This window comes from Streptomyces sp. A1136 (genome assembly GCF_004795055.1).
Lineage (GTDB): Bacteria > Actinomycetota > Actinomycetes > Streptomycetales > Streptomycetaceae > Streptomyces.
In genome coordinates, this window is sequence record NZ_SSBJ01000018.1 from 35275 (window position 1) to 57367 (window position 22093).

10 protein-coding genes and 1 CRISPR repeat array are annotated in these 22093 nt (G+C 70.9%); of the genes, 6 read left to right on the plus strand and 4 right to left on the minus strand.

What is annotated here, in order from left to right; all coding sequences use genetic code 11:
• Positions 1 to 33: 33 nt before the first annotated feature.
• On the minus strand, positions 34 to 1206 hold the full coding sequence (locus E6R62_RS18835; protein WP_136214634.1) for a cytochrome P450: 1173 nt from the start codon (positions 1204 to 1206) through the stop codon (positions 34 to 36).
• A 335-nt stretch (positions 1207 to 1541) separates the two neighbouring features.
• Between E6R62_RS18835 and E6R62_RS18840 the strand changes: the two genes are divergently transcribed.
• Positions 1542 to 2981 (plus strand): tetratricopeptide repeat protein, encoded by a 1440-nt coding sequence (locus E6R62_RS18840; RefSeq protein WP_136214635.1) that lies wholly within the window; start codon positions 1542 to 1544, stop codon positions 2979 to 2981.
• Positions 2982 to 4055: 1074 nt separating this feature from the next.
• A CRISPR array of direct repeats spans positions 4056 to 5048; the repeat unit is 25 nt; unit sequence TGATCCCCGGGCGCGCGGGGCGGAC.
• A gap of 1186 nt (positions 5049 to 6234) precedes the next feature.
• On the opposite strand, the gene cas3 is transcribed toward E6R62_RS18840, so the two are convergent.
• Positions 6235 to 9147: a CRISPR-associated helicase Cas3' gene (gene cas3, locus E6R62_RS18845; RefSeq protein ID WP_168714095.1), complete on the minus strand. Its 2913-nt coding sequence runs from the start codon at positions 9145 to 9147 to the stop codon at positions 6235 to 6237.
• A gap of 127 nt (positions 9148 to 9274) precedes the next feature.
• On the opposite strand from cas3, the gene casB reads away from it, so the two are divergent.
• The 5 genes from casB to E6R62_RS18870 all read left to right on the plus strand — a co-directional run bounded on the left by casB (position 9275) and on the right by E6R62_RS18870 (position 15248).
• Positions 9275 to 11347: a type I-E CRISPR-associated protein Cse2/CasB gene (casB, locus tag E6R62_RS18850; protein ID WP_276615617.1), complete on the plus strand. Its 2073-nt coding sequence runs from the start codon at positions 9275 to 9277 to the stop codon at positions 11345 to 11347.
• A 67-nt stretch (positions 11348 to 11414) separates the two neighbouring features.
• Positions 11415 to 12875, plus strand: coding sequence for a type I-E CRISPR-associated protein Cas7/Cse4/CasC (locus E6R62_RS18855; protein ID WP_136214638.1), 1461 nt, complete (start codon positions 11415 to 11417; stop codon positions 12873 to 12875).
• Positions 12872 to 13729: a CRISPR-associated protein Cas5 gene (cas5, locus tag E6R62_RS18860; RefSeq protein ID WP_136214639.1), complete on the plus strand. Its 858-nt coding sequence runs from the start codon at positions 12872 to 12874 to the stop codon at positions 13727 to 13729. The genes E6R62_RS18855 and cas5 overlap by 4 nt, the downstream gene beginning before the upstream one ends.
• A complete protein-coding gene (cas6e, locus tag E6R62_RS18865) occupies positions 13726 to 14877 on the plus strand; it encodes a type I-E CRISPR-associated protein Cas6/Cse3/CasE (protein WP_168714097.1) in 1152 nt (383 codons plus the stop codon). The genes cas5 and cas6e overlap by 4 nt, the downstream gene beginning before the upstream one ends.
• Positions 14781 to 15248 carry a hypothetical protein gene (locus tag E6R62_RS18870; RefSeq protein ID WP_136214641.1) on the plus strand — a complete coding sequence of 156 codons (468 nt, stop codon included), beginning with the start codon at positions 14781 to 14783 and terminating at the stop codon, positions 15246 to 15248. Before cas6e ends, E6R62_RS18870 begins: the two co-directional genes overlap by 97 nt.
• 1706 nt (positions 15249 to 16954) lie before the next feature.
• Here the strand turns inward: E6R62_RS18870 and E6R62_RS18875 are convergent.
• Together E6R62_RS18875 and E6R62_RS18880 are read right to left on the minus strand one after the other, a co-directional pair.
• On the minus strand, positions 16955 to 18481 hold the full coding sequence (locus E6R62_RS18875) for a hypothetical protein (RefSeq protein ID WP_136214642.1): 1527 nt from the start codon (positions 18479 to 18481) through the stop codon (positions 16955 to 16957).
• 90 nt (positions 18482 to 18571) lie between these two features.
• Positions 18572 to 22090: a LysM peptidoglycan-binding domain-containing protein gene (locus E6R62_RS18880; protein WP_136214643.1), complete on the minus strand. Its 3519-nt coding sequence runs from the start codon at positions 22088 to 22090 to the stop codon at positions 18572 to 18574.
• Between the last annotated feature and the right edge of the window lie 3 nt (positions 22091 to 22093).

A 22093-nucleotide genomic window follows, 5' to 3' on the forward strand; every position in this document is an offset into this window, starting at 1 on the left:
CCGAGCAGAGGCTGGGCGGCGAGGGCGCCGTTGTCAGGGGTGGAGGGTGGCGGGCAGGGCGGCGAAGGTGCGCATCGTGGCCGAGGGCTGCCGACGGGCCGTGCCAGCCGGCAGGATCGGGGTGGGGTGGGTGCGCAGGGCGTCGAGGGTGGCGCGCAGGGCCGCTTGGGCGGCACGGGTGCCGATGCAGGAGTGGGTGCCCCAGCCGTAGCCGAGGTGCCGGTTATCGCGGCGGTCCAGCAGCAGCTGGTCGGGGTGGGGGAAGCGGGCGGGGTCGCGGTTGGCGGCGGCGAAGAGCAGCACTACCGGGTCGCCGGCCGGGATCGGGATGCCGGCGATCGTGGACGCCTGGGTGGCGGTGCGGCTGGTGCCCTGGACGGGCCCGTCGAAGCGGACCAGCTCTTCGGCCGCCGCCGGCACCGCCCGCGGGTCCGTACGCAGCTGTTCCTGTGCCTGCGGGTGGGTGGTGAGGGTGTGCAGGGCGTTGCCGATGGCGGCGGTCGTGGTGCTGTATCCGCCTTGGAACATGACCCGCGCGGTGTTGCGGACGAACAGCTCCTCGGCCTGTCCGGCTCCGGGCGGGGTGTGGGCGCGGACGTGGGCCAGGAGACCGCTCGGGCGGCCGGTGTCGGTGAACCAGGAGTCCACGAGGGTGGTGAGCTCCTCGCGCGCCTTGCGGCCGGGCTCGACCAGGGCGGGGTCGAGGCCGCCGTCCATGCTGCGCATGATCGCGTCGGAGGCGGCGGCGAACTCGGCGAGTGGCGGCTCGTCCACGCCGAGCAGGTCGCAGACCACCGACAGGGACAGCGGGGCGGCCAGCTCTGCCATCGCTTCGAACGACGGGTGCTCGGCCGCCTCGCGCAGCAGACCGGTGGCGCGGGTACGGGCGCGGGCCTCCAGGCCGGGCAGGTCTTGGGCGCGCAGGGCGTTCATGAAGAGCGAGCGCACGCCGGCCTGGTCGGGCGGGTCCAGGGACTGCACGCTCAGGCTCGCCGCGGGCACGGCCTGGCCGGTGCGGCGCCGGTCGCGGGCGAAGACGGTGTGGTCGCGCAGGACGGCCGTGCAGTCGGCGTACCGGGTGACCAGCCACGAGGACATGCCGTCGTGCCAGGACACCGGGGCCTGCTCGCGCAGGGCGGCCAGCGCAGGGTAGGGGTTGTTGACGGTGGCGGGGTCGAGGGGTTCGTAGGTCAGCACCGGCAGCACGAGCGTCTCCAGGTGTTCTCAGGGGTGGGCGTCACAGGGGCCCGGGCCAGACGCTGAGGCCGGACCCGGGCCCCTGGTCACGGGGGCACAGCAGGTGATCAGTGGTCGTAGGACATGGCGGGGTCACCCCCCTTCGTCCTCGGGATTCGCTGCCCGGTCGGGCTCGCCCCACCAGAGTCGGCCTGCACCTGACCCGGCGTCATTGCCACCGGAGCGAGCGGACATTGCGGGGCTCCCGCAATACGCCGGACAGGCAGTGACCGAGTGGTGTCGCCGTGTCACAGGGGTGGGCTACGGTTGCCATTCCCGATATCCCGCTCCCTCCGGGGGTGCCCATGGCCGCCGCCATCGCCCGCTCACGCCGCGCCGTCATCAAGAAAGAGGCAGCCGGCATCCGGATGCGCTGCCAGCGCGAACGCCTCGACACCGAACAGACCGCCGCCGAGATCCGCCGCGCCCTGCCCGAGGTGCAGCAGCTGGAGGCCTGGAGACTCGCCCTGGGCTGGTCCCGCTCGGAGACCATCACCCAGGTCAAGGCCCAGTACGTCGCCGACGGCCTGTTACCGCGAAACCTGTCCGACCCGATGCTGTGCCGGTGGGAACATCGCCCTGGAGAGCGCCCCGACCGCGAGTACACCGTCATGCTCTGCCGCGCCTACGGCGCCACCCCCGCCCAGCTCGGCCTGGGCTTGACCGAACAAGTCTTTCCGGAACGCGAGTTGTCCACCGTGATCCGGTACGGTCGGCCCGAGACCGACACGTGCAGCGCTGGCGCACGGGAAATGGTGGTGCACATGACCACAGCCGCCGGCCTTCCGGCCGTCCGCGAATCCCTCCAGCTCGCCCTCCTCGCCGGCCCCCACGGCAGCACTGAGGTCGCCGAGCTCGCGGACGCGGCCGTCGAGCACTACGCCCTCACCTACCCCAAGCACCCCGCGTACCTGCTCTTCGAGGAAGTACGAGCCGCCCGCGGCATGCTCACCGACTGTCTGGTCACCGGCCACGTCCCCGAGCAGGTCGCCGACGGGCTCCACCGCAACGTCGGCTGGCTCTCCGCCTTGATGGGCAACCTCGCCTTCCACCTCGACGATCACACCGGCGCCCGCGCACACCTGGCCACTGCCGCCGCCTATGGCAGCCGCACCGACGACGCGCGCCTCACCGCCTGGGCCTTGGGTGCGCAGAGCATGGTCGCCCGTGCCGAGAACCGTTACGAGACCGCCCTGGCTTACGCCGAGCGGGCCGTCGCCCACGCCCCCGCCGGGCTGCCGAAAGCCCAGGCACACGCCTGGGCGCAGCTGACCTCCCTCGCCTGTCTCGGCCGCGAGCAGGAAGCCAACACGGCACTCGCCTCGGCCGCCCGCGAGCTCGAAGCCGATCCTGTCGGGTTCGCACCCGGCCGCTTCGGTTTCGACGCCGCCGAGTACACCCTCCACCAGGCCGAGTCCGCCATCGCACTCGGCCACCACAACCGCGCGCGCAGCACTGCCGAAACGTCCATCACGTCTACCGCAGTCGCCACCCCCGGCTGGGCTGCCGCCACCCTCGTCCTCGCGCAAGCCGAGGCACCCACCCAGCCCACGGATGCCGCTCAGCGAGCCCTCGACGTCCTCGACCGCGTCCCCGCCGCCCGATTGCGGTCGACATCACGCGCACGCCTCGCCCGCCTCGACAAGGTCCTCGCCGACGTTCCGGCCACCGGGGTCGCAGACCTTCACGAACGTGTCCGCGCCCTCGTCCCCCTGATCGACAACCACGGCAACGCCAGTACGTGAACACCACGCCTATGGCCTGACCAGGCCGTAGAGCCGAACGGCCAGCTACCGGGTGTTGCTGGGGCCGGCCCCCGGACGCGATAAGCGGACCGCGTCCTCGCCTGCTGCGCACCCAAGGCGTCTGGCTAATCCCCGAGCCCGTGGGGCGGACTTGCCGCGGGCTGCGAGGCCGGCTCGCTCCGTGGGCTGACGGTGAGCCGGGCGCTCGGGCGGACCCTCATCTGCCGGGTGATGCCCGTGAACCTAGAAGTTGATCCCCAGGCGCGCGGGGCGGACGTCTATGTCGGCGTCCCGTGGTGTCTGGCCGAGGGTTGATCCCCGGGCGCGCGGGGCGGACATCGTGCACGAGGACCAGGAGCACGCAGTCAAGGGTTGATCCCCGGGCGCGCGGGGCGGACGATCACGGCGATCGGGAGTGGTTAGGCGAGGTGGGTTGATCCCCAAACGCACAGGGGCGGACCGCCCGGCCGCCTTCGCCCGGCAGATCTCCCGCGACTGCACACGGGTCTCGCACGACGCGATCAGATCCGGCTGATCCCCGGACGCCGGGGGCGGACAGGACGACGGGGCGACTGTTGGCCTTGGGCTGGGGCTGATCCCCTAACGCGCGGGCGGACCGGGTGGGCTCGTTCGTGCGGCTCATCTTGACCGGTTGATCCCCGGGCGCGCGGGACGGACCCGGAGATGGCCGGACGGTACGCGTCGGGCTACGGCTGATCACCGGGCGCGCGGGACGGACCACAGGGAGGTGACGGAGTCCAACACGATCATGGGCTGATCCCCGGGCGCGGCGGGACGGACGCGGGCCGGGTCCAGTTGAAGATTCCCTGCGCCGGCTGATCCCCGGGCGCGCGGGACGGACCCTTCCCGACCTGCACCAATTCTGGCAGAAGGGTCCATTCTCATTCACTCGGGCACGCGGGGCGGGCGTGCAGCCTCACGCCGACCTGTGGCTCTGGTCGGAAATCCCGGTCGCGCGGTCCAGACGCCGAGACTCATTGCCGCCCGAAGGCTGATCCCCGGGCTAGCGGGGGCATAGTCAGGTCACGGCAGTTGGAGCGCTGGCCGTCTGGCTGATCCCCCGGACATACAAGGTAGACAACCCTGCCGTCGCGCACCCGGTGATCAAGAGGGCTGATCCCCGGACGCGCGGTGCGACCAGTTCCGCCATGGTGATGTTGGGCGGCTGATCCCCGGGCGCGCGGGGCGGACCACGCCGGTTTTCCCTCGCGCAGCCAAATGCGCAGGTTGATCCCCGGGCGCGCGGGGCGGACGGGTGGAGTCCGACCGCCGCGCCGATCTCGGCGGGTTGATCCCCGGGCGCGCGGGGCGGACTGGTCGGCGAGCGGCTTCTTCTCGCTCTCCATCGGTTGATCCCCGGGCGCGCGGGACGGACTCCGACAGCACCAGCGTTCTGCGACTCGCCGCGGGTTGATCCCCGGGCGCGCGGGGCGGACCAGAAGGGGTCGGCCTGCTCCGAGGTGATCTGGGGTTGATCCCCGGGCGCGCGGGGCGGACCAGAAGGGGTCGGCCTGCTCCGAGGTGATCTGGGGTTGACCCCCGGGCGCGCGGGGCGGACCCCGGTTCGTTCCGCAGCCGCGACCCGCTGTCGGGTTGATCCCCGGGCGCGCGGGGCGGACGGCGATCGTGATGGGAAAAAACGAATCGGCGAGGGTTGATCCCCGGGCGCGCGGGGCGGACACCAGACCGTGCAGGTCCGTCGCCTTGGGGTGGGGTTGATCCCCGGGCGCGCGGGGCGGACGTCATCCGCGTAGACCTCCCGGTCGCTCTCGGCGGTTGATCCCCGGGCGCGCGGGGCGGACTAAGCGTCCACGGACAACGCGAGTTTCCGACTGGGTTGATCCCCGGGCGCGCGGGGCGGACCCCCCGTGGGGCGGGCGGGTCTAGATCCCCGCCGGTTGATCCCCGGGCGCGCGGGGCGGACCCACGGACGTGATCGCCTGGACCCCGAACAGGCGGTTGATCCCCGGGCGCGCGGGGCGGACAGCAGATAGTCCACCGCGATCCGGATCAAGGTGGGTTGATCCCCGGGCGCGCGGGGCGGACCCTTCCCGACCTGCACCAATTCTGGCAGCAGGGTCGATTCTCATTCACTTGGCACACGGGGCGGGCGTGTAGTCCCACGCCGACCTGTTGCTCCGGTCTGGAAGTCCCGGATCGCGCGGGCCCGACTCCTCCAGACGCCGAGACTCATTGCCGCCAGAGGGCTGGTCCCCGGGCTGGCGGCGCGGACTCAGCGGTCTTGGGCTGATCGCCGGCGCACGGGGACGATGTCTTCGACTTAGCGAGAGTGCGCGAATCTGGGGCTGTCCCCGGTCATCGGCAGGCGGCCTGGAAGCCGGGTCGGGGTGATCCCTAAACGGGACCGCCCGGCCGCCTTCGCCCGCCGGATCTCCCGCGACTGCACACGGGTCTCGCACGACGCGATCAAATCCGCCTGATCCCCGGACGCCCGAGGCGGACAGGACGACGGGGCGACTGTTGGCCTTGAGCTGGGGCTGATCCCCAAACGCGCGGGGACAACCGCTCGACCAGCTCCGCCATGGTGATGTTGGGCGGCTGATCCCCGGGCGCGCGGGCGGACCGGGTGGGCTCGCTTGTGCGGCTCATCTTGACCGGCTGATCCCCGGATGAGCGGGCCGGACTTGATCTCGGAATGGATGCGCAGCCACTCCCCGGGCTGATCCCCGGGCGCGCGGGGCGGACTCAGGGGCCACGGGACGGCCGATCGGACAGTGGGGTTGATCCCCGGGCGCGCGAGGGCGGACAGCTGGGCTCGGTCCTGCCGGCCCAAATAGCGGGGTTGATCCCCGGACGCACGGGGCGGACAGCAAGGCGTCCACCGGGAGCATCCAGCCGCGCGGTTGATCCCCGGGGCGCACGGGGCGAGCGCTTGCCCTGAGCCACCCTGAGATGCAAGCCACGCCTGATCCCTGGGCGGGCAGGGCGTATCTCAGGCAACTTGGCTGCACGGACTACGACGACGGGTGATCCCCGGGCGCGCGGGGCGGACCCCGCAGTCGCCGACGCGCCAGGCCACGGAGGCGGTTGATCCCCGGGCGCGCGGGGCGGACCCTTTCCGAACTGAACTGTCCCTACGGTCGGGTTTGCTCTCACTCACCTATTGCTGGGTTGTTGTGTGTTCCCTGGCGTGAGGGAGTTTCTGGGCCACGGTGATTTGCACCCAGGTTGATCCTCGTTTCCGAGGCTACGAGCGTACGTTGCGTCCGGGTCATGGCCGCCGGACCAGGCCCGTGTCCGGGTGATAGCGCAGACGTTCGAGGCGCGGGTCGACCGGCTGGCCGTCGGGGCGCATCAGCAGGATGGGGCGGCCCGCGAGTGCGCCGGCGTTGGGGATGCTCCAGGTCGTGGGGTCGGGCAGTGGGTTGCGTCCTGTGAACCAGTGGGTGGGGGCCGGGATGGTGTTGCGGTGGATCTCCAGGCGCTGGCGTCGGTGGGGCTCGGTGTGGCGGATTGGGTGATATGCGGTGAGGTCGGCTGGCTCCGGATCGGTGGGCTGCCAGGCGACGTTGCCGGTGTCGTCGTGCTGGTAGAGGGCGATGAGGTCGGTTGACGGCGTGCCGAGGCGTGAGCGGGCGAAGGTCTCGTCGAGGGGGCCGGAGGCGAGTTGCGCCACGGTGGTGGGGTTGCCTTCCTCGTCGTAGGGCCACAGGGCGCGGTGGCCTGCGTGGGTGGCTTCTTCCTGGAGGCGGCGGATCCATTGGGGGTGGAGTTCGGCGAGGAGTTGGTGGATGGGGTGGTCGCCGGCGGGAGGATGGTCGGCGTAGACGGTGTCGAGGAGCGGCTGGGTTTCGTGGGGGTGGTGGAGGGTGAGGGGCGCGTGGGTGGGTGCGCGGTCGGTGAGGGCGTGCCAGGTGGCGGCCAGGATGTAGGGGTCGTAGACGGCGTGGGGTGTGGGTGGCGGGAGTTGAGGCAGCCCGTCGGGGCGGGGGGTCCACAGGACATGGGTGAGGGGGGTGCCATGGTGCAGGTGGGGCCTGTTGATCGTGTGGCGCCATTGGCGGCCTCGTCGCTGCAGGAGGAGGTCGAGGGGGGCGAGGTCGGTGTAGAGGTGGTCGGTGTCGTAGTCGAGGCTCTGCTCCAGGACTTGCGTTCCGATGAGCAGGAGGCGGTGCGGGCGGTGGGGGTTGGGTTGTTCGGTGCGGAGTTCGGGGTCGGGGTGGGGTCCGAGCCGGGTTTCGATGTGGTGCTGGTGGTGGGAGCGGTGGCGTTCTTGGTAGCGGGCGTGCAGGAGCTGGATTTCTTCGGGCTTCCAGCCGTAGTGGCCGGCGATGTCGCGCAGGGCGCGGTGGAGGTCTTCGGCGCGGGTGACGGAGTTGCGGATCACGGTGGTGATGCCGTGGGGGTGGCGGCTGAGGAGGTGGTGGGCGAGTTCGTTCGGGCCGGGGTCGGGCAGCAGTTTGATGCGGGTGCGGTAGCGGGTGTGGCGTGAGCGGGCTGGGGTGTGGGTGCGGCGGTGGCCCTTGCTGTCGACGATGGTGATCGGGCCGGTGGGTGGGGTGTCGGCGGGGTTGGTGTTGTGGCCGCGGCGCCAGGCGTTGACGAGGTCGCTTCGGATCGTGGCGGGCAGGGTGGCGGAGAGCACGACGATGCTGGCTCCGGCGTCGGCGAGCCAGGCGATGGCGGCTGCCAGGAGTCGTTGCTGGTAGAGGTCGTAGGCGTGGGCTTCGTCGATCACGACGGTTTTCCCGGCGAGGGCGTACAGGCGCAGGAACCAGTGTTTGCCGTGCTGGGCGGCGAGGATGATCTGGTCGATGGTGCCGACGCCGAAGCAGGAGAGCAGGCCGCGGGTTCGTGCGAGGTACCAGTGGTCGAGGATGACAGCCGGGGCGTTGTGGTGGGTGTCGAGGTCGTCGCAGGTGATGTTGGCCGCCATGGTGACCACGCTGTCGGTGAGCGCGAGGTGGCTGGTGGTGCCGTGGGCGAAGGCGTTGCCGTGGACGAGGGCGAGGTGGGCGCGTTCCCGGTCTCCGAGGACGGTGGCGAGGTAGGCAGCTGTTCGGTCGGCGACCTGGTCGCCGGCGGCGCGCAGGGGCAGGGCGGTGTAGGAGCCGTGGTAACCGCAGGTGAGGGCGAGGTGGTGGGTGAGGTATTGGGAGGTTTCGGTCTTCCCGCCGCCGGTGGTGTCTTCGATGATGATGAGGCTCTGGCCGGTGGGCGGGTTGTCGATGATCGTCTGCTGGGTGGGGCGGGGGCGGGGGGTGTTGGGCATCTGTTCGGCCCAGGTCATGGGGCGGGGGTTCCATCGGTGAAGTCGCAGGGTGGTGATGGCGGCTTCGGCCTGGTCCTGGCTGGCCTGCCACCAGGCGCTGGTGTCGGTTCCGGCGGTGTCGGGGGTGCGGTAGGTGAACAGGTTCTCGTTGGAGGCGATCCAGTCGCTGTGGACGACGAGGCCGGCGAAGAGCACGGGGATGCAGGGGCGTTCGAGTCGGATCAGGCCGGGCAGGCGCTGCAGATCGACGTCCAGGAGGCGGGCGAGTTCGTCGGCGAGTGCGCGGTGCATGGTGTGCCAGAGCGGATCGAGCCGGAGGCTGGCTGCGCGGATCGTCGAGTTGTTGGGGATGTCGCCGTGGTGTCCGCCGAGTAGGGCTGCGATGTCGTGCAGCGGCAGTTCGTGCGGGATGCGGCCGTCGGTGCCTAGGCAGCGCGGGCAGGGGCAGCCGAGCAGGGCTGGCAGGTAGCGGGCGGTGACGTGGGCGTGCGGGCGCGGGTCGGGCCGAGGTCCGCTGAGGGGCAGGCCGGCGCGGGCTGCGGCCTGGGCCCAGTGCTGTCCGGCTTCGGCGAGTTCGGTGTCTCGGGTTCGCAGGGCAGCGAAGAGCATCTGGAAGGCGGCAGTGGCCTTGCCGGGCATGTCGTGCAGGGCGGCCAGGAGCATCAGGACGCGGCGTGCCGTGGCCAGGTTGCCGGCGCCGAAGGCGTCGGCGAGGCGGGCTCGTGCGGGGGCAGAGAGGTGGTGGTCGATGAGCGCGCCGCAGACAGCGGCGGTGTCGAGGCAGTGGGCGAGGAGGCTGTTCCAGGCGGGGCCGCCTCGTTTCCGGCTGAGGCCGTGGAGGTCGGTTTTGGCCCATAGCCACAGCCACATCGGGAGCAGCGGCTGAACGGGGGATTGCCGCGCGTCGCTCACCAGTTCCCCTGTGTCCAGCCCGCCAAGCTGTGCCCCATCTCCCAGAGAAGGGGTGCAAATCTCCGTGACGTCAATTTTGGCCATAAGCGTCCCGTCTGAGCGCATTACGTACGACCTGCGGGACAAAGTGTGTATCCCGGCACTGACAATCCGCGCTGACCAGGACAAACGCTTCCGATTGCTGACGTTGTTGGAAGCCTTCGAGCAGTCCGAGGACATCGCGCTGGCGCACCGCAGTCCGGGAGCGCTGATCGCCTTCCACGACTTCCTCTTGGCTCTCATGTACGGGGTCGGCGCTTTTCCCCGTACCGAGAGGGAGTGGCGGGAGTGGGTGGAGGACCGCCGTCCGCTGGACGAGGTCGCCAAGGCGCTGTCGGGAAGCGAGTTCGACGGCCGGCTCGACCTGTTCCATCCCGAGCGTCCGCTCGGGCAGAACGCTGACCTGCTGCCCTTCCTGCCACGGCACGGCTATGGGCCCGCGCAGCTCGACATCGAACGGGCCGGGCACAGCGCGCAGCTCGCCGAGCACGTCCACCTGCACCACGAGCGCCGGCCCCCGGTCCACGAAGCGTTCGCAGCGATGCTGGTCCTGCACGGGTACGACACCGGCGGCCGGATGATGGCGCAGAACGAGTGGCTGGGGAGGGCGTTCACCTACGGGGCGGTGGCCCGCAACGCGATGCGGGTGCGGAACCTGGCCATGGGACACAGTCTGGCGGACACCCTGCGGTTGAACATCACGCCGGTGGGCCGGTCGGCCGCTGGAAGGATCAACCTTTCCTGGAGTGACCCGCGACCGGACCGGCGGGTGTTCACCGGCCCGGCTTCGTGCCGGGCCCGGCCGGTGGACGGGCCGGCGGACCTGCACAGCTGGCTGGGCCGCTCGGTGGCGCTGGCTCCGGCCCGGCGGCCCGATGGCGAGGTCGTCGTCGACCGGGTCCTGGTCGGCAGCGGCGAGCTGATGACCCCTCTGCCACCACAACTGCTACAGGACGCGGTCCTGGTGGCGGGCCGACCGCAGCAGGCTCGTCTAGACCGGGCCCTTTGGCGTACGTCACCTGCCTTGTACGCAGGCGCCGACCCGGACAACGCGAAGGGCTCCGACCTGTTCTCCCGGCTGGAGGGTCTTGGCCGGCGGGTGGAGATCTTGTCGGTCGGACTGCTCACCGAGAAGAGCAGCTTCCGCGGCTGGGTGAGTGAGACATTCCCCTTCGTCGGCGCACTGCGCGAGGAGCTGTACCTGGCGGCTACGGAGGGCGCGCAATGGTGTGAGAAGGCCGAGCGTGCCGCTGCCAGCGCAGCAGCGGTGGCCCGGGATGCGGCATTCCCCCGGGCAAGGCCCGATGAACGCAAGCAGCTCTTGGCGCGTCTGCTGTCCGCTCCCCAGCTGTGGGCCCGCTACGAGGAGCACTTCCACCGCCTCTTGGACGACGTAGCCTCCGGCGGCTGCGAGCAGACGGCTCGGGCCCGCTTCGCGGTCGACCTGGTCGCAACGACCCGCACCTCGATGCGGGAATCCCTGAGCTGCCTGCCCGAATCAGGCGCCGGGTTCCAGGCCCGACTACAGGCCCTCGCCCGGCTGGATGCCGCGCTGTCCAACCCCCGTACGTTCCCAGCCGAGTTCCTGGAGGCCACCGTGCCCACCGCCATCAGCGTGTCACCGGCCCAGGCCACGACGGACAGCCGTGCTCTGGCCGGCTGGCTGGCGGGGCTGGTCACCTCACGCAACCACACCCTGCTCAAGGCCCTGACGGTCCCTGAACATCACCACGCGACGGAGGCGCAGTCCTTGGCCTGCCGTTTCGCGGGGACAGACGAGATCAAGGCAGCGCATCTGCTCACCGCCAGGCTCTTCGCCCGCTACCACCGAGCCGTCCCCACCACGGACCCGGTGCGGGTATTCGGCGCCGGCGACCTGGGAGCAGCGTGCCGGCGGATCGGCGCAGGCCGTGAGCGGGGGGCCCGCGACCCCGGTGTCGAGCGGCTCTTCCGGCTGCTCGTGATGACCAACCAGAAGGTCGAGGAGACCCATCTGTTCCGGACGGTGGACCGGCTGCGCGCCGTGAACGCCGTGCCGCCCCACTGGGCAACGCTCGCCGACGACCTTTCCACCTGGTCCAGCGGCGGCCGGGTCCGTGAGCGGTGGGGGGAGAGCTTCTACACCCCCGGCGCCCGAATCCGCCGGGCCGCCGCCCGCTGACCCCCAACCCTGATCGCCCTCAACGAGCCGAAGCACTCGTAACCCCTCTACGTGAAGGAGCTGCCTTATGACCATCGACGCCGCCACGCGGTACCTCAGCCTCCACTCCCTCACCACCTTCAGCCACGTGCTGCTCGTACGAGACGACGCGGGAGAACCAAAGACATCCGAACACGGGGATGCCCTGCGCACCACTATCAGCCCCCAAAGCAAGCGTCGCGCCAAGCGCATGCACAGCCGCGACGAGGCCAACCTCGGCACCGGCCCCCTGGCCACACACGCCTGGGGCGTCCGCACACGGGAATGGGCACTGCGAGTCGCCGAGGCGCTGCGCGACGAGCACGGCTGGGAGCCGCAAGCTGCGCTGGAGACTGCTCGGGCCGCGCTTCGGGGCATCGGCCTGAACTTCGGTTCCACCCCCAACACCGCCTTTCTAACCAAGGTGATGGTCTTCGCCCCCGAGAAGACCGGCTCGACGCTGGCCCAGATCATCCACGAGGACCGGACTGAGCTGGAGGCATGGGCCACGATGGTGGCCGACGCCGCAGCAGTGGCGGCGAAGGCCAAGAGCAAGGGCAAGGGCAAGAAAAAGGGCAAGGTCGAGAGCACAGCTGCGGCCGACACAGGTACCGAGGACGCGGAAGCCTACGGGGCGGAGACCGGGGGCGAAGCCGCAGCACTGGAGGAGAAGGCGCCGCCGATGCCGGCCCGGATCAAGGCGCGACTGATCACCGGGCTGGCTCCGGCGGACGCCATCGACATCGCCCTGTATGGGCGGTTCCTCGCCGAGGTCGCCGGTGCCGGCAACGTCGACGGCGCAATCCAGACCACGACGTCATTCAGCGTGGAACCGGCCTCGATCGTGCGGGACTTCTTCAGCGCCGCGGACGACTTCAAGATTGCCCGCCAGCGAGTGGGGACCGACTTCACCGGCGCCCTCGCACGCCTGAACGCCGCAGCTCCCTTCGATGCGGCAGACCCGAAGGAGCCAGAGGGATACACGCTCGATGAACGCGGCGCGGGTATGACCGGGCACCAGAACTTCTTCAACGGCACCTTCTACGCTCACAGCGTCCTCGACCGCGTCCAACTGCGCCGCAACCTCGCCAACGGCGGCATGAACCCCCAAAAGGTCGAGCGCGCCGCACGGGATGCCGAGCTGGCCTTCGTCAACGCCTTCGTCAACGCCGTGCCCAGCGCGAAAAAGAACACGACCGCCGCCCCCGGCACACTGCCCAAGCTGGTCCTGGCCCACGCCGGCCCCCGGCCGTACAACTACGCCGCGGTGTTCGAGAAGGCCATCCACCGCCACGAGGGCGTCCCGAGCCTGATCGCCGCCAAACGGCTCCTGAAGCACCACGCCATGATCACCAAGAAGCAGCGCGTCGACCCCGGCGCCGTCCTCAGCTACGACATCGCCACCATCGAGTACCTCGACACCTTGCGCGACGCCGGAAACCTCGGGCCCACCGAAGTCGACCACCCGGCCGAGCTGAGCCCGTACTGCCCCGCCGGACAGCCCGCATGACGCCGGCACCCCACACCCTGCTCATCCGGCTCGAAGCCGTCCTGCAGTCCTGGGGCATCCGCTCCCCCTACAACGACCGCGACACCCTCAGCCGCCCCACCAAGAGCGGCGTCATCGGCCTCCTCGCTGCTGCCGACGGCCACGACCGCGACGAAATCCGCCAGGACGGCGACGACTTCCTTCCCCTGGCCGACCTCGCCGCTCTGCGCTTCGGCGTCCGCGCCGACCGACCAGGCCGCCTCACCTGCGACTTCCAGACCAGCGGCGGCGGAAACTATCCCCTGCGCCCGCGAGACATCATCACCGACCCCCTCCGGGCCGACCGCGCCGCCGCAGCCCTCACCGACGACCACGGCCCCGCCTTCGGCCATATCACCAGCCCCACCCTCGCAGACTGGTACAGCGCCCCCAAGAACATCGCCCCCCACCCCGACACCCACACCCTGACCGCCACCAGCAGCAAACGCCACCCGCAGGTCTCCCGGCGCTGGTATCTCGCCGACGCAGCCTTCCTCGCCGCCGTGGAATCCACCGACACCGCACTCCTGCGCCGCCTCGCCGACCGCCTTCACACCCCCCGCCGGCTGCTGTGGCTCGGCCGCAAGCACTGCGCCCCCACCCAGCCCCTCGCCCACGGCATCCACCCCGGCGCTCTACATGAGGTCCTCGCCACCACACCGCTACTCCCCCGCTCCCGCCCGGCCCCCACCAGCGCCTGGATCGAGGTCCACGCCGCATCCCCCGGGGCATCACCCACCAACGACCAGCCCATCAGCTTCGCCACCCACAGCCGGACCCGCGCACTGCGCTGGGAGAAGCGCCTTTCCCTCATCCCTCCCCAGGAGCCCCGGTGACCGCCACCGCCCGCGTCGTCGTCCACCACACCCTCGTCGAGCTCGACCTCAACCACCCCCGCACCGCCCGCGTCCTGGCCGACGCCCACGAGCTCCACCGCCTGGTCATGAGCATGTTCCGCCACTGGGTCACTGACGGGACGCCCAACGCCCGCGCCCTCATGGGCGTCCTCCACACCAGCGCCGTCGACCTGGCGCAGCGCACCCTCACCCTCATCGTGCAGTCCCAAGTCCCCCCGGACACCACCGCCATCCCCGGACACATGCTCGCCGCACCCGCGCAGAGCCGTATCGTCACCCTCACGGTCAGAGCCGGCCAGCAGTACCTGTTCCGTACCACCATCACCCCTGCCGTCTACGGCCACCACAACGGCCGCCGCACCCGCGACCGGCCCACCGACACCTCTCGCACAGCAGCCCTCACCTGGTTCACCCAGCGGCTCCAGCCCAACCCCGCCGTCGATTACGACCGCCATCCCCTCATCGGCGCCGACGCCCACCCCGAAGACCTCAAGGCGCGCCAGCTGCCCGCCCTCACCGGACACAAGCCAGGCCAGCACGTCATCGTCGCCCGCTCCGAGATCCAGGGCCGCCTCACCGTCACCGACCCAGCAGCGTTCGCACGCATCCTCACCCAGGGTCTCGGACGCCAACGCGCTTACGGCTGCGGCCTCGTCCTCGTCCAGCCCCTACCCGCCCCCCGGCACGCCTCTCCCGCGGAACAGGAGCCATGCCACACCCAGCACTCCGCCCTCCCGGAGCAGAGCACCCAGAAAACCTCCCGCACCACTTCACCCACACCGTCGACACCGTCCCCGTCCACTGCGTCCGCCCCGCCGACACCTCTCGCCCCACCTGGGCCATCTACCAGCAGCGGCGCTACCTCGGCACCCTTCACCACCATCGTGGCCCCGGCTGGTACCTCCAGCACGCCCGTGAACACCACCACAACCTCGACGACGCCATCCGCGCCCTACGCCGCCCCACCAGCTGGCCAGAAGCTCGTGCCCGAGCAGCCCAATGGGCACACGACACCCTCAACACCCCAGACATGTGCGTCATCAACATCCAGACCACCGGCCTGCACCACCCCCGAGCCATCCACATCGCCGTCTGCACCCCAGACAGCGTCCTCCTCAACACCCTGATCAACCCCCGCCAGCAGATCGAGCCGGCAGCAACGCGTCTTCACCGCCACACCCGTTACACCCTGCGCAACGCCCCCGTCTTCGGCGACGTTTGCCCCCTCCTCGCCGACACCCTCCAAGGACGCCGCTGCGTCACCTACAACCTGCCCTTCACCCGACACGTGCTCCACCATGAGCTCACCCGCCTAAGCCGCCACCGACAGTTCGCCGCCGAATGGGCAGACGCCATGCCGGTCGTCGCCCACTGGACCGGCCTCTGGTCAGCCCGACACGGCACCTACCGCAACCAACGCCTCGACGGACCCCACGAAGCAAGATCAAAATGCGAAGCCCTCATTCACAAGCTGAACCAGCTGAGCACCACTGGATAGCAATGTCCCGGCCCTCCCACAAGTGTCCAAAAAGCAGGTAGCCGCCGTGCAACATCGCAGGTCGCCCAGGGTCTGCCCCGCGCGCCCGGGGATCAGCCCCGTCCGCCGATCCCCGAGGCTCCGCCGAAGAAGTCTGCCCCGCGCGCCCGGGGATCAGCCCTCGATGGGGTCGGACATGTGCTGCACTCCCTTGTCTGCCCCGCGCGCCCGGGGATCAGCCGCCCACCACTGCTGGCACCGCGTCGAACCCGCGTCTGCCCCGCGCGCCCGGGGATCAGCCCTGGACCGCGTGGGACCCGCCGCCCCGGCCGACGTCTGCCCCGCGCGCCCGGGGATCAGCCCGCCCACCACTGCTGGCACCGCGTCGAACCCGCGTCTGCCCCGCGCGCCCGGGGATCAGCCCGTCGTTATGCGGAATGTCACCGTGCGCAAGATGTGTGGCCCGCGCGCCCGGGAATCAGCCCGCCTCGGCCGTGCAGATATCGCGCAGGATGTCGTCTGCCCCGCGCGCCCCGGGGATCAGCCGACGCCGGGGGTCGATCCGGTCGGATATCCGACGTCCCCCCGCGCGCCGGGGATCAGCCTGTCACCGGCACCCCGATGCAGGCGACCCGCGCCTCTTCCCCGCGCGCCCGGGGATCAGCCCTGGACGCTGCCTGAGGTAATGCTCGCCGCTCCGTCTGCCCCGCGCGCCCGGGGGTCAGCCCAGCTTCCACATCGCGTCACTGGGAGAGCCGTCGCCTGCCCGCAGGCCCCCGGGGCCAGCCGACCAGGACATCGGTGGTGACACCGGTACCGGCGTACGCCCGCGCGTCCGGGGTCAGCCCGAATTCGGCGACGCATCCCAGGACTGGTGGAAGGCTGCCCCGCGCGTCCGGGGATCACCCCACCATCGTGGTGCCGGCGTGCCGGTCAGTCTGCCTCGCACGCCGGGGATCAGCCCTCCTCGTACGCGCGCTGCACGGCACGACGATGTGTCCGCCCCGCGCGCGCCGGGGATCAGCCCACCGGCGCGGCCCTGGCCGAGAAGTCCCAACAGGTCTGCCCCGCCCGTCAGGGATCAGCCCCGCACGGCGAACGGGTCTTCCGGGACGTAGTGGTCTGCCCTGAGGGTCCGGGGATCAGCCCGTCATCGAGCGCGTACACAAACCCCCGCAGAAGTCTGCCCCACCCGTTCGGGGATCAGCCCTAGTTGGTTTTTCATCTACCGGTAGTAGTGTGGCCGACCTGCTCATGAAGCATGACCGCGCGTCCGGGGATCAGCCCCGGCTCCGTGACGCTTACATGGAAACCCTCGCATCGGCCCCGCACGCCCGGGGATCAGCCCGACCGTGACGTGCTCGGCTACTACATTTTCAAGTCTGCCACGCGCGTCCGGGGATCAGCCCTTGCCGTCGGCGAGGAGGTCGCCAGCCGCCATGTCTGCCCGCGCGTCCGGGGATCGGCCCGCCTACGACGCCCGTAAGGGCGCTTCTGTACAGGTCTGCCCCGCGCGCCCGGGGATCCGCTCTCCCGACTCCACACCACGATGGTGAAGCGCATCGTCCCTCCCCAGCGCCCGGGGATCAACCTAACGTCGAAGACCCGGCCTGTGCCGATGCCTCGTCAGCTCCGGCCGCCGGGGAAACAGCCCTTCCCCGATCCGTTCACGTTCGAGATCCAGACGTCCCGTCCCGCAAGCCGGGGACCCGAGCAGTCGTCCTGACCTACCTTCTCGCCGAGGACAGCAGTCGCCTCAGGACTGGAAATCGCACGAGTAGAGGCGCTGCGTTTACCAGCGGATGCGCGGGCCCGAGGACGGCAGCGAGGATGTCGCGCCAGAACGCCCTGACGGTCTGCTGTGCGTGGGTACGCGCGTCCACGTCCATGGTTTCGGCCGGGGAGGTGTCGGGCAGGTGTCTTCCTTCGACCGGCAGGTAGGCAACGCCGGCCGCTCGGAGGGCGCAGGTTCGGTGTTGGCCGTTCGTGAGGCTGTCGTGGTTGTCGTCCCAGCAGATGGGATCGTGTACCAGAGCCCGAGCCCATTCGCGGTCGGCTTCTTCGAGGTGCTCCATGGCGTAGGCCGCTCGGCCGCGCTCGGCGTCTTCGTCCAGCTCGGCAGCCGCGAGTTCGGTTGCGGCCTCGGCGATCGCGGTCCAGTTCGCTTGGTGGTAGGGGCAGGCGGCGAAGTCCTGCGGCGTGAGGCGGGCGAAGAGTTCCGCATGGGCCACTTGTCCGGCGTACCAGTCGTCCGGGTAGGTCTTCTCGATCGCTTCCACGCGCCGGAAGTGGCGGCACTTGGACAGGCGGTGGGGCCACGGCAGGAGCGAGACCGGCACGGGGCGTATCCCCGTCACACCGTCCAGGAAGAGGGCACGGTCCGAGGTGCTGGAGAAGCTGCTCGGGTACAGGTCGGCTTCGTCCGCCGGAGCAGGGGGGCGCAGGGCGGCGTCCTTGCGGAGTTGGTCCACTTCGTCGGGCACGGTAGCGCCGTCGAACTGGAAGTAGGGCTTCTCGCGCCAGGGCCCGTCGAGGTCGTTGCGCAGGCGTTCGGGGTTCGGAACGAGCAGCACCGTGACGGTGGTCTCCGGGATGACCAGTACGCCGGAGAGCCCGTAGACGTTGGCAAGCGTGACCCTGCCTCCAGCCCACTGGGGGTCAGCGAGAAGGGCATGCAGGGCGTTGCCCTCGATGTGGGCGATCCACTCCACCCGCCAGAAACCCTCGTCGAAGCCCATATCGTCGGCGGGGAACCTGCAGGCCTGTGTCTGCAGGTAGTCCCCGACACACAGGGCACTGGCTGGCTTCTCGAAGGACATCGGCCTGCGTCCGATCTCGCTGCCACGGTCCGCTCTGATCGCTTTCGGTCCCGGAGATCCGTCCCGGCCCCACGCGGGCGCCGTCGCCGCCTTTCCTCCGACGAACATGGTGGTGGGCGCCTTCGGCCATGTCGGATTGAGCCGATCCCACCTCTGCCGTTCCTCGTCGATGGCATCGGCAGCGTGGTGGTCTCCCGCGCGTAGGAGAACTGGGCCGGGCATGCCCTGGATGCGGAGCCCCACCAGCCGCTTCACGGCGCGGTCGAGGCCGAAGCCGTCACCGGAGTTGACGAAGCCGGGGCGCTCGATGTGCTCGACGTGCTCGATGCGGGCGTAGTACTCGCCCTTCCGTGGGCCGTCGGCGCCGAATCGCGCGAATCCGGTTCGCACGTAATCGCCCGGCAGGAGCTGCTCTGCACGGTAGACCTGCCTCATCGTGAACCCTCCCTCTTGGGAGAGCCGGGCTGGGCCCGACTCTCCTGTCCTGCCGTTCGGCGCTCGTAACGAGCTCCCGCCGAGCGTCCTTTACCGGGCCGCCGTCGTTCGCGGTAGCAGTGTGCGCAGCAGCTGGGCGGTCTCCGCTTCCATATCGACTCCCCCGCCGAGGCCCTCGTTGATGCGTGCGAGTCGGGCGGCGGCTTCGCGGAGGGCTTCGACGTCTCCGGCGGCGTGGTGGGCCAGGAAGACTTGCCGGTGCAGCATCTCGTTCTCCTCGGCCGCGAGGAGGCCCTGATGCGCAGCCCAGAGCGCGCCCGCATAGTCGGCGGCTTCCCGGCGGCGGGTGGAGAGCTCGTAGGCGACATCGGCGATGGCCGAGACCATCTCCTGGACGGCCGGCTCGGCCCAGGCGTAGCGCTGTGGGTCAATTGCGGCGAACGGACGGCCGCGAACAAGAGCCAGGGCCCGGCGCAGGGCGAGCTCGCCGTCCTCGTCGTGGCGGGCCAGGCCGGTACGCGCGAAGTTCTGGAAGGCCTTCCAGTCACACGTGACGGCCTGGGCAAGTCGGTAGCGGCTGTCGCCAGTGTCCTGGACCCGCGGGAAGTACGCCTCGCCCTCAGCGTCCTTGCCTAGCCAAGAGCGGGTGCGGGAGATGACGGCGTTGCGCATCTGCTTGTTGACCAGGCGTCCCGGCCAGAGGGCGTCGTCGATCGCGTGGTGGTCGGCGCCGGGGTTGAGCGCGAGGTAGGAGATGAGCTCGACGGCCGCGCTCTGGCGGTTGGAATCGATCCGGCCGGCCGCGCCTTCGATGACCACCCGGCCGAGCAGGAGCACCATCGGCGCCCCGCCCTCGGGGCCGTCTGCATCGTCCGCGGCGCGAGTCGGGGCGGGCACCGGTACGTGGGCCGGGACAGGGTCCGCGGACGGGAGAGGGCCCGGGACCGGCTTCTCCACCTCGGGGCGGATCTCGGTCGGGTCCCCTTGCTTCGTCAGCAGGAGTGCGGGTTCAGGCGCCGGTTCCTGCTCAGCAGTTGCCGGGGCGGCGGCGGGAACCGCAGGCGGGTCGAAGAGGTGAGCGAGGGTCGGGCCGCTGGTGCCGTGCTCGGTCTGGTCCTCGGATGCCTCAACCGGGAAGACGGCGGGCCCCCCGTCCGTCTCGCCAGCTTCGGTGTCGGTGTCGGCCTGGTGCTCGGTCTCCAGCTCCTCGCGCTCGATGTCGGCGTACTCGTCCGGCATCCCGTCCTCGTCTGCACCGGCCTCCGGTCGGGGTGCTTCGACCTCGCCGGTCTCGTCCGTCGGATCTTCCTCGTCCGCCTCCTCCTGGTCCTGGTTCTCCTTCGCGTCCGGCTGCTCGTCGCTGTCGAGGAGCCCGTCGAGCCACTCGTCGCGGGCGGGTACGTCGGTGTCAGCCGCCGAGAGGGTGAGCAGTTCGATCGCGTCGGCGAAGTGCTGGTCCGTCAGGCCCTGGAGTTTGATTGGCAGACCGGAGCCGGGCAGGACGATGGTCTCGTCCGGTCCCGCGCAGGTCAGTGTCCAGCCTTCCTCCGGGTCCAGGTCGGCGTTCTCGCCAGCCGCGACGACCGCGCCGGCGACCCGTGGCTGGGCGGTAATCAGGTCGAGCAGCGCCTCGGTCTGGTCTCCGTCGGGGAGTTCGGCGGCGAGGAGGATGTGGGGTGTCCAGGAGCCGCCGGCGTCTTCCTGGAGGCGAGCTGCGCGGAGGGTGGGTGCGCCGAGCGCCGCCAGGGCGCGGCGCTGGTCGGCGGTGTGGCTGGTCAGTTCGGCGACCGCGTCGGCGAGGTCGTCGGTGCGTGCGACGCGTTCGGGTGCTGCCTCGTCGAGGCCGAAGGCCGTATCGGCCAGGGCGGTGATCTCCAGGTGTCCGGGCAGCGGGGTGCTGGCGAGTTCGACCGCGATGGCTTGCAGGACGTGGCGGGCGTGGTCGGCGTCACCGTCCAGGTGGAGCACGCCGACGTGCTCCAGGTCGACGAGGACGAGGCGGCCTGCGCCGTCCCAGCCCAGGGACACAAGAGCCGGGTAGGGCGCGTCGGCGCCCTGGAGGGCGTCGCGGTCGGCGAGGTCGGGGCTGGAGGCCGGGCACGTCCACAGGTCCGTGCGGCCCGCGGTGCCGGAGAAGGGCTTCATCGGCGCGGTGTCCTGGTCGAGGTGGAGCTCGACCTTCTGCTCGTGCAGGACGACGGCGGTGACGACCGGCAGGTCACGCTCGGCCGCGGCGAGGTTGAGTGCGAGGGTGCGCAGGGCGGCGTCGAGGAGGTCGAAGCCGGTGGGGTGCTGGGCAGAGCGCAGGCCTTGTTCGGTGGCGGCGGCGCTGCCGGTGGGCATGGGGATGCGGCGGCCGGGCCGGCGTCGGCGCTGCTGGAGGATGCGGCGGGTGGCGAGGGTGCCGATGAGGGCGGCGGCCAGGGCCCCTGCGCCCATCCAGACGGCAGCAGGGGCCAGGGTCTCGTCAGGGTCCTGTGCCTGCTGGGCGGTGTCCGTTTTCTGGCCGTCCTGCGAGGGGGCGGGAGCGGCAGTAGTGGGCGCGGTGCTGGGGGTTGAGGCGGCGGGGGCGGGGGTGGCGGGCTTCGCGGGTGTGGGAGCCGCGGGTGTGGGGGTGTCCTTCGCGGTGTCTGGCTTCGGGGGCGTCTTGGTATCCGGGGCGGGCCGGCTGTCCGGGGCGGGGGCCGGGGCGGCTGCGGCGGGGATGGTGAGTTCCTGGCCGGGAACGATCAGATCGGGGTCGTCGAAGGTCCCGCCGCCGGGCAGTGGGTTGCCCTTGTTCGCTTCGAAGATGGCCGGCCAGTCCTCGGGATCTCCGTGGTCGTCGGCGATGGTCCACAGGCTCTCGCCCGCCTTGACGGTGACGTGCTCGGCCTGGGCGGGGGCGGGCTTGGTGTCCGCGGGGCGAGTTTGCTGCGCGGGCGGCGCTGTCTCGGGCGTGGCCTGGGCGGGTGCCGGTGTCTGCGTGGCCGGTTTGGCGATGTTGGCGTCGGCGGGGAGACGGACGACTGCGCCCTTGGGTAGGAACTGGTCACCGGCCGCGAGTTGGGGAACGCTCGGGTTGAGGGCTGCGATGTCCTTCCATCGCGGCCCGCTGCCGAGGTACTGCTCCGCCAGGTCCCAGGGGAGCTCGGAGTCCCCGGTGACGGTGTGGGTGGGCCAGGCGTCCTGCTCCGACGCGGCCGCCGCTGTGGGGGCAGCAGCCGCGCTCGCGCCTGCGGTCTGCACGGCGGTCGCCGCGACGGCCGGACCGGTGGTCGCGGCGGAGGCGGCTGTGGGGGAGATCAGGACGAGGCCGCCGATGAGGAGGCCGGCGAAGCCCTGCAGCCCACCGAGGCCCTTGATCCGCTTCGCCTTCCGCCCTCGGAACAGCGCGACGATTTCGACGAGGGCGGAGAAGGTGAAGGCGGCCCAGCCGATCCAGCCGATGGTCGTGAGCACCGTGAAGAACAGCGAGCCGTCGTCCTGCCCGGTCAGCAGATCCCATCCGCCGACGAGGTCGGTGGGCTGGTGGCCGACGGCCAGCAGGACGAGGGGGATCCCGGCAATGAGTGCGGCCAGGACGGCGAGGCCGAGCAGGGCGCGGAGCAGGCGTACGAAGGTGCTCATGGG

Coding starts and splice junctions, on each gene's coding strand:
- E6R62_RS18880 (WP_136214643.1), bottom strand. CDS start 22,090: ATGAGCACCTTCGTACGCCTGCTCCGCGCCCTGCTCGGCCTCGCCGTC.
- cas5 (WP_136214639.1), top strand. CDS start 12,872: ATGACGCCGGCACCCCACACCCTGCTCATCCGGCTCGAAGCCGTCCTG.
- E6R62_RS18840 (WP_136214635.1), top strand. CDS start 1,542: ATGGCCGCCGCCATCGCCCGCTCACGCCGCGCCGTCATCAAGAAAGAG.
- E6R62_RS18875 (WP_136214642.1), bottom strand. CDS start 18,481: ATGAGGCAGGTCTACCGTGCAGAGCAGCTCCTGCCGGGCGATTACGTG.
- E6R62_RS18870 (WP_136214641.1), top strand. CDS start 14,781: ATGTGCGTCATCAACATCCAGACCACCGGCCTGCACCACCCCCGAGCC.
- E6R62_RS18855 (WP_136214638.1), top strand. CDS start 11,415: ATGACCATCGACGCCGCCACGCGGTACCTCAGCCTCCACTCCCTCACC.